This window comes from Nonomuraea sp. NPDC049607 (genome assembly GCF_040675375.1).
Classification (GTDB): domain Bacteria; phylum Actinomycetota; class Actinomycetes; order Streptosporangiales; family Streptosporangiaceae; genus Nonomuraea.
In genome coordinates, this window is the sequence record NZ_JBFAOV010000053.1 from 38,335 (window position 1) to 45,406 (window position 7,072).

Genomic DNA, 7,072 nt, shown 5'->3' on the forward strand with positions numbered 1-7,072 from the left:
TCCCATCGCGCGGGGACCTACGGCCCGCCACGGGCCGGGGCGGGCGTCAGGAGCGGCGGTAGCCGGGGTGCACGCCGGGGGTCAGGCCCTGGTCGGCGGCGATCAGCTCCAGCAGGGCGAGCAGCTGCCCGCGCTGGTCGGGGCTGAGGGCGGAGGTCACGTCGGCCTCGTGCGCCATCGCGGTCCTCTTGATGTCCTCCATGACCCGCGCGCCCTGCTCGGTCAGGTGCAGCTCGTGGTTGCGACGGTCACCGGCCGACCGTCGGCGCTCCACCAGGCCCGCCCGGTCCAGCGGGTCGAGCAGCGCGGTGACCCGGCTCGGCACGACGCCGAGATCGGCGGCGAGCGACTGCTGGCTGCGGCCGGGCTGGAAGGCGATCATCCGCAGCAGCCCGACGTCGGACGGCGACAGGCCGAGCTCGGCGACCCGTGCGGCGAAGCGGCCGGCGGCGTGCGCGCCGAGCTGCGCGAGCAGGAAGGCGACGCCCATCGGGCGGTTGCGGGACGCGGACACAGCGCATACTGTACTCCGCACAGAACCTTTCACAAGAGTGAACCTTTCTCTAGAGAGAAGCAATATGCGATGGCTACCGAGATGACCACCGATCGGACCGACTGGCCCAGGCATCCAGGACTTGAGGGCAAGGTCGCCCTCGTCACCGGCGGTTCGCGCGGCATCGGCGCGGCCACGTGCCACGCGCTGGCCGCCAACGGCGTCAAGGTCGCGGTCACCGGCCGCGACACCGAGGCGGTGGCCCGCGTCGTCGCCTCGATCACCGGCGAGGGCGGCCAGGCGCTGGCCGCGCCCGGCGACGTGACCGACACCGCCGTCCTGGCCCGCATCCGCGCCGAGGTCGAGGCCGCGCTGGGGCCGGTGGAGATCCTCGCCCCGTTCGCCGGGGGGCAGGGCGCGCCCGCGCCGACCGCCGGGCTCGACCCGGGCCGCTGGCGGGCCGTCCTGGAGTCCGACCTGACCTCGGTGTTCCTCACCGTCCACGAGTTCCTGCCGGGCATGCTGGAGCGGCGCGCCGGGTCGATCATCCTGATGTCGTCCACCGCGGGCCGCCGTCCCGGCGGCGCCAACGCCGCCTACGCCGCGGCCAAGGCGGGCGTCGTCATGTTCGCCCGGCATCTGGCCGCCGAGGTGGGCGGCGACGGCGTCCGGGTCAACTGCCTGGCGCCCTCGGCCGTGCTCAACGACAAGCTCGCCGCCCTGCCCGCCGAGCGGCTCGCCCAGCTCGCCGCGACGTTCCCGCTCGGCCGCGTCGGCCACCCCGCCGACGTCGCCCAGGCCGTCCTCTACCTCGCCTCGCCCGCCGCCGCCTGGGTGACCGGGGCGACCCTCGACCTCACCGGCGGACGGGTCTCCGGATGAACGCCGCGCTCTTCCCGTCCCTCGCACCCACCGTCCAGACGGAGGCCATGTCATGATCGACCCGATGACCGAGCGGCTCGTCCGGTTCCAGCGGCCCGGCGCCCTGCCCTACCTGATCGGCGCGGACGAGGCCCGCGTCGCCGCCCTGTTCGGCCTGGACGCCGACGCCTACCGCTCCCTGCTGGACGGCTTCGACCGCCAGGCCCGGCAGGCCGCCGCGACGCTGCTGGCCCGGCCCGGCCTCGCCGACGCCGTCGACCGGCTCCCCCTGCACGCCGAGGGCGCCGACGGCCCCCGGGACGCCTTCCACGTCGTCGCCGTCGGCGAGAGCACCACCGCCGACCGCCTGTCCTGGTTCGAGATCCTGGGCCGGCTCGTCGCGCTGTGCCGCCCCGGCGACGCCGTCCGCTTCACCAATCTGGCGATCACCGGCAGCACCACCACCCAGGCTCTCACCCAGCTCCCCGCCCTCGGCTTCCAGCGGCCCGACCTGGTGCTGTGCATGATCGGCGCCAACGACGCCCAGCACCTGGCCCCCGGCGCGCCGACCCTGGTCAGCGCCGCCGAGACCGAACGCAACCTGGCCATGCTGCACGACCTGGCCCAGGAGCGGGGGCCCGTCCGCTGGGTCTGGCTCACCCCCAGCCCCGTCGACGAGCCGCGCGCCGCCGCCTACCCGCACTTCCGGCGGGCCGGCATCAGCTGGGCCGCCAAGGACCTCGACGTCACCTCCGACCACCTGCTGGGCCGTCCCGAGCTCACCGTGGACACCAGGCTCGCCGTCTCCGAGGACCACCACTTCCTCGACGACGGCGTGCACCTGAGCATCGAGGGCCAGCGCGAGATCACCGCGGCCGTCGTACGGGCGCTGGCCGGTGCGGCATGAAGCTCATGGTCCTGGGCGCGACCGGCGGCACCGGACGCCAGGTGGTCGAGCAGGCGGTCGCCGCCGGGCACGACGTCACCGTCCTGGCCCGTGACCCCGCCCGCGTCCCTTCGGCCGATCGGGTGCGGGTGATCGGCGGCGACGTGCTCGCCCCCGGCCCCTGGCGGGCGGCCGTCGCCGGGAACGAGGCCGTGCTGTCGTGCCTGGGCAGCACCGACCGCGGCAATCCCACCACCGTCTACTCCCAGGGCACCGCCAACGTCGTCGCCGCCATGCGCGAGGGCGGGGTGCGCCGTCTGCTGTGCCTGTCGTCGGCGGGCCTGGAGATCCCGCCGGACACGCCGCTGGGCCGCCGCCTGGTCACCCGCTTCGTCATCCAGCGCCTCTACCGGCACGGCTACGCCGACATGGAACGCATGGAGGCCGCCGTCACCGCCGCCCCCGACATCGACTGGACGATCGTGCGCCCGCCGATGCTCACCGACGGCCCCCTGACCGGCCGCTACCGAACCGCCCTGAACGGCCCGCTGGCCAAGGCGAGCTCGATCTCCCGCGCCGACCTGGCCCACTACCTGCTCACCCACGTCACCGACGAACACCACCGCCACGCCGTCGTGGAGATCGCCGGCGGCCCCTGACCCACCCTTCCCACGCCGCAGAACGACACGCCGAGGTCCCGGCGGGCCGGGAGCAACGATCACCAGGCCGCAACGGGATTCGGGGGCCGCCCGGCGGCCGGCCTCCCGTCGTTCGGAGGCTCAGCGCAGCCGGTCGGCGAGGAAACGCAGGGCGTCGTCGAGCTCGAAGTCCGGTACGTCCCCGTGCCCGCCGGGGTTGGCGTGCAGCGTCTTCTCGGCCGAGGACAACGCGTCGAACAGGGCCAGGGCCTCGGCCCGGGGCACCCGTTCGTCGTCCCACTGGAGGAGGAACCGCACCGGGACGGTGATCCCGGCGGCGGCCTCGGCCGAGGCAAGCGAAGTGCCGCTCAGGCCCAGCACCGCCGCGCCGATCCGCGGCTCGGCGGCCACCAGCGGCATCCCCAGGGCGCAGCCCAGCGACACGCCCCAGTAACCCACCGGCCCCTGGTCGCCGAGCGCGTCCAGGACCGAGCGCCACTCCGGGACGGTCTGGGCGGCCAGCGACGTGTGGAGCTCGGCCAGCAGCGGGGTGGGGTCGCCCCCGCCGGCCATCCGGTCCCGCATCGCGGTGATGACGCGCTCGTGCTCGGCGCTCCTGGGCCTGTCGCCGTGGGCCGGCGCGTCGATGGCCGCCGCCGCGAAGCCACGTTCGGCCACCAGCCGGTGAGCGCGTCCCACGACGCCCGGGGCCTGCTTGTGCTGCCCGCCGCCGTGCCCGATCAGGACCAGGCCGCGGGGTTCGGCGTGCCGCGGGGTCCACAGCACGCCGGGGATCTCGCCGAGGGTGAAGGATCGTGCGGTGACGCCGTCGGCCGACGTCTGAGAGGTGAAACGCATGCGCGTCGAAAGCCTTTCGGGATGCCTCGTGCGGGCGCTCCCTAGGCGATGCGCGCGAGGGAGCCCCGACCTGTCACAACGTTGATCGGTCTCACCTCCTCGGGTCGATGCGCCAGAAAACGTACCACACCAGCAGATCGCGGTCAGCCGTGCAGCAGATCGAGGATGTGCGGCCAGGCGTCGGCGCCGAGCCGGGCGTCCGCGGCCGGGTCGCCGCCGTAGAGGAAGTCGGGTGACTCGGGAGCGGGCCCCTCCCCCGGCAGGCGCGGACGGTGACCGGCCTCGGCCCGGCTGACCAGCCGGACCGTACGACCGGCGGCACGACGGCGGGCGGCCAGCCGCCCGGCGAACGGCACGGACGGCCACATGGCGTCATCGCCGCCCGCCACCAGCAGCACGTCGGCCGCCGCCTCCTCGATCGGGATCGCCGCGGCCGGCAGCAGGCCGGCGAACGTGCGCTCGCTGAGCTCGTACAGGGCGCGCAGGGCCAGCGGGCCGTGCTCCGGCTCGACCTCGGCCCAGTCGTCGTCGTACGGGACGAACGGCAGCGGGCTCCCCCGCCACGTCCAGGACGACCGGTAGGGACGCTTCTCCCCGTCGGGCCCCGGCCCGACGTTCCCCCACACGACCGAGGTCGGCGACAGCGCCACCACCCCGCCGACCCGCCGGTCCCGGACGGCGGTCAGCAGCGCGGCCTCGGCCCCCTTCGACATGCCCAGCACGCAGATCCGCCGGACCCCGGTGGATTCCAGCAGGTCGACGGCCGACACGAACGTCTCCAGCGGGATCTCGCAGATGCCGGGCGACTGCCCCGGGCCCCCGAACCACCGGATCGACAGCGCGGTCATCCCCTCCCCGGCGAGGAGGCGGGCCCGGTCACGCTCGATCCGCCCGCTCGACCCCGCCAGCACGAGGACGCCCGTCCGGCCGGCCGATCCCGGAGTGACCAGGACCCCTTCCCAAGGGGAGCTCAGTTCACGCTCGTCCATCTGCACCCCTCGACACTACTGAGAACAGCCCCCGCACTGGAACGACGAACCGCCATCAATGGGACACTAAGGCCGCAACGTGCCACGACGGAGGGAGAACGCCATGTCGTTCCAGGCGTATCTGGACACCATCGAAGAGAAGACCGGGCTGACGCCCCGCCAGTTCATCGCGCTGGCCCAGGAACGCGGCTTCGACGCCCCCTCCACCAAGGCCGGGACGATCATCGACTGGCTCAAGCAGGACTACGACCTCGGCCGCGGCCACGCCATGGCCCTCGTCCACGTGATCAAGAAGGGCCCGAAGATCGACGCCAAGCACGTCGGCACCTCCGGCTCCCACCGCGACGAGTCCGACACCCTCTGGCTGGACGGCAAGGCCACCCGCCCCGAGACCGCCTAACCCCGGGCGGGCTTGGACCGCGTCAGCCACAGGCCGGTGAACACCGCGCAGACCAGCGTGACGACGCCGGCCACGACGAAGGCGCTGCCGAGCCCGGCCTCGAACGACGCGCCGCCGGACTCCCGCGTGCGGACGACCGCGCCCAGCACCGCCACGCCGAGCACCGCGCCGATCTGCCGGGTGGTGCTGCTGACGCCCGAGGCCAGGCCGCCCTCCTGCGGGCCGACCGCCTGGATGGCGGCGCCGGTCAGCGGGGACATGGTCAGGGCGAACCCGACGCCGGCGACGGCCAGCCGCCACCACACGTTGCCGTAGCCGGTGTCGGCGTGCACGAAGCCCAGCGCCACCAGCCCGAGCCCGGCCAGCGCCAGGCCGGTGGTGACCACGATCCGGAAGCCGTACCTGGCGGCGAGCCGGCCCGCGTACGGGCTGACGACCACCATGGCCAGGGTCGCGGGCAGGGTCTGCACGCCGGCGCGCAGGATCGAACTGCCCTGGACGTGGACGAAGAACTGGGAGAAGAAGAAGGACGAGCCCATGAGCGCGAACCCCACCACGACCATCGCCGTGTTGGAGACCGTGAACAGCCGCTGACGGAACAACCGCGGCGGCAACATCGGCGCCGGACCGCGTCCTTCCACGACGACGAACGCGGCCAGCAGCACCACCGCGACGGCGAAGCCGCCCAGGATCACCGGCGAGGTCCAGCCACGGGAGCCGCCCTCGATGAGCGCGAAGGTCAGCGCCCCCACACCGAGGACGGACAGGACCGTGCCCGGGACGTCGATCCCCGGCGCGGCCGGGTTGCGCGACTCGTCCAGCACCCGCAGCCCGGCGACCAGCAGCACCGCGCCGATGGGCACGTTGACGAGGAAGATCGACGGCCAGCCGAAGGCGTCCACCAGGACGCCGCCGGCCAGCGGTCCGGTGGCCAGGCCGATGCCGCTAAACCCGGCCCACATGCCGATCGCCCGCACCCGTTCCCGCGGGACCGGGTACGCGGCGCCGATCAGGGCCAGCGAGGCGGGGCTCAGCGCCGCGGCCCCGACGCCCTGCAGCACCCGTCCGGCGATCAGCCAGCCGAGCGAGGGCGCGACGGAGCACACCACGGACGCGGCGGTGAACACCACGACGCCGGTCAGGAACAGCCGCCTGCGGCCGAACCGGTCGGCGAACACGCCGCCGGACAGCAGCAGCATGGCCACCAGCAGCACGTAGGCGTCGACGATCCACTGCAACCCGCTGAGCTGGGTGTGCAGGCGAATCTGCATGTCGGGCAGCGCCGCCCCGACGATCGTGCTGTCGAGCAGCACCATGAACTGGCCCAGACAGGCCACCGCGAGCAACACGGTCCGGTTCGGTGGGACGCCCGCGGCGCCGGGCGTCATCGTGCTTTCGGGTGCGGTCACCACAGTGCTCCCTCTCGTCAGGCCGTCGTGAAGCGACGCTGATCGCACACCATAGTTCGATATTTCGGAAAAGTCGAAGTATTGGTAGTATGGAGGCATGCGACCGCTTCCCGAACCGGCCCGCGAGTCCCTGACCCTCGCGCCGCTGCTCCACGCGCTCGGCGACCCGGTCCGCCTGGAGCTCGTGCGCCGCGCCTGGGCCACCTCCGAGTCCACCTGCTCCGCGCTCGCCGACGGCATGGGCGTGCCGGTGTCGACGTTGTCCAACCATTTCCGGATCATGCGGGAGGCCGGGCTGATCAGCATGACCGTCGACGGCCGTCACCGGCGGGTCCGGGCACGCGCCCGCGACCTGAGCGACCGCTTCCCCGGCCTGATCGACCCGATCCTGCGGTTCGCCTCCGCCGTCGAGGACGCGGAGGCGCCGGGGGGGGGGGCCCCCCCCCGGCGCGGGGCCCCCCGGGGGGGGGGCGGAGTGGGGGGGGGGGCTGAGCCGGGCCGGGGCCCCCCCCCCCGAGCCCCCGACCCCCCCCCCCGA

The 7,072-nt window shown here is 74.1% G+C and carries 9 protein-coding genes; 5 read left to right on the forward strand and 4 right to left on the reverse strand.

The window, feature by feature from the left end; translation table 11 throughout:
* Positions 1–46: 46 nt before the first annotated feature.
* On the reverse strand, positions 47–514 hold the full coding sequence (locus AB0J97_RS47780) for a MarR family transcriptional regulator (protein WP_364102928.1): 468 nt from the start codon (positions 512–514) through the stop codon (positions 47–49).
* Between the two features lie 81 nt (positions 515–595).
* Here AB0J97_RS47780 and AB0J97_RS47785 point away from each other — a divergent pair, with 81 nt between their 5' ends.
* The 3 genes from AB0J97_RS47785 to AB0J97_RS47795 are packed head-to-tail and all read left to right on the forward strand — an operon-like array spanning position 596 to position 2,899.
* Entirely contained in the window at positions 596–1,375 is a 780-nt protein-coding gene (locus AB0J97_RS47785; RefSeq protein ID WP_357709909.1) for an SDR family NAD(P)-dependent oxidoreductase, read from the forward strand.
* A gap of 52 nt (positions 1,376–1,427) precedes the next feature.
* Positions 1,428–2,261 carry an SGNH/GDSL hydrolase family protein gene (locus AB0J97_RS47790; protein WP_364102932.1) on the forward strand — a complete coding sequence of 278 codons (834 nt, stop codon included), beginning with the start codon at positions 1,428–1,430 and terminating at the stop codon, positions 2,259–2,261.
* On the forward strand, positions 2,258–2,899 hold the full coding sequence (locus tag AB0J97_RS47795; RefSeq protein WP_364102935.1) for an SDR family oxidoreductase: 642 nt from the start codon (positions 2,258–2,260) through the stop codon (positions 2,897–2,899). Before AB0J97_RS47790 ends, AB0J97_RS47795 begins: the two co-directional genes overlap by 4 nt.
* A gap of 120 nt (positions 2,900–3,019) precedes the next feature.
* Here the strand turns inward: AB0J97_RS47795 and AB0J97_RS47800 are convergent, their stop codons facing one another.
* Together AB0J97_RS47800 and AB0J97_RS47805 are read right to left on the reverse strand one after the other, a co-directional pair.
* Positions 3,020–3,736: an alpha/beta hydrolase gene (locus AB0J97_RS47800; protein WP_364102938.1), complete on the reverse strand. Its 717-nt coding sequence runs from the start codon at positions 3,734–3,736 to the stop codon at positions 3,020–3,022.
* A 143-nt stretch (positions 3,737–3,879) separates the two neighbouring features.
* On the reverse strand, positions 3,880–4,725 hold the full coding sequence (locus AB0J97_RS47805) for an acyl-CoA thioester hydrolase/BAAT C-terminal domain-containing protein (protein WP_364102941.1): 846 nt from the start codon (positions 4,723–4,725) through the stop codon (positions 3,880–3,882).
* 103 nt (positions 4,726–4,828) lie between these two features.
* Here AB0J97_RS47805 and AB0J97_RS47810 point away from each other — a divergent pair, with 103 nt between their 5' ends.
* A complete protein-coding gene (locus AB0J97_RS47810; protein WP_364102944.1) occupies positions 4,829–5,125 on the forward strand; it encodes a DUF4287 domain-containing protein in 297 nt (98 codons plus the stop codon).
* On the opposite strand, the gene AB0J97_RS47815 is transcribed toward AB0J97_RS47810, so the two are convergent.
* Positions 5,122–6,534: an MFS transporter gene (locus AB0J97_RS47815; RefSeq protein WP_364102947.1), complete on the reverse strand. Its 1,413-nt coding sequence runs from the start codon at positions 6,532–6,534 to the stop codon at positions 5,122–5,124. The two genes, AB0J97_RS47810 and AB0J97_RS47815, sit on opposite strands and share 4 nt — an antisense overlap.
* Positions 6,535–6,631: 97 nt before the next feature.
* Here AB0J97_RS47815 and AB0J97_RS47820 point away from each other — a divergent pair.
* Positions 6,632–7,072 (forward strand): helix-turn-helix domain-containing protein (locus AB0J97_RS47820; RefSeq protein ID WP_364102950.1); only part of this gene is annotated, 441 nt, incomplete at its 3' end.

What these genes read in the sequence shown, in the direction of transcription:
- AB0J97_RS47785 (WP_357709909.1), top strand. Translation starts at nt 596, where the DNA reads ATGACCACCGATCGGACCGACTGGCCCAGGCATCCAGGACTTGAGGGC.
- AB0J97_RS47790 (WP_364102932.1), top strand. Translation starts at nt 1,428, where the DNA reads ATGATCGACCCGATGACCGAGCGGCTCGTCCGGTTCCAGCGGCCCGGC.
- AB0J97_RS47795 (WP_364102935.1), top strand. Translation starts at nt 2,258, where the DNA reads ATGAAGCTCATGGTCCTGGGCGCGACCGGCGGCACCGGACGCCAGGTG.
- AB0J97_RS47800 (WP_364102938.1), bottom strand. Translation starts at nt 3,736, where the DNA reads ATGCGTTTCACCTCTCAGACGTCGGCCGACGGCGTCACCGCACGATCC.
- AB0J97_RS47805 (WP_364102941.1), bottom strand. Translation starts at nt 4,725, where the DNA reads ATGGACGAGCGTGAACTGAGCTCCCCTTGGGAAGGGGTCCTGGTCACT.
- AB0J97_RS47810 (WP_364102944.1), top strand. Translation starts at nt 4,829, where the DNA reads ATGTCGTTCCAGGCGTATCTGGACACCATCGAAGAGAAGACCGGGCTG.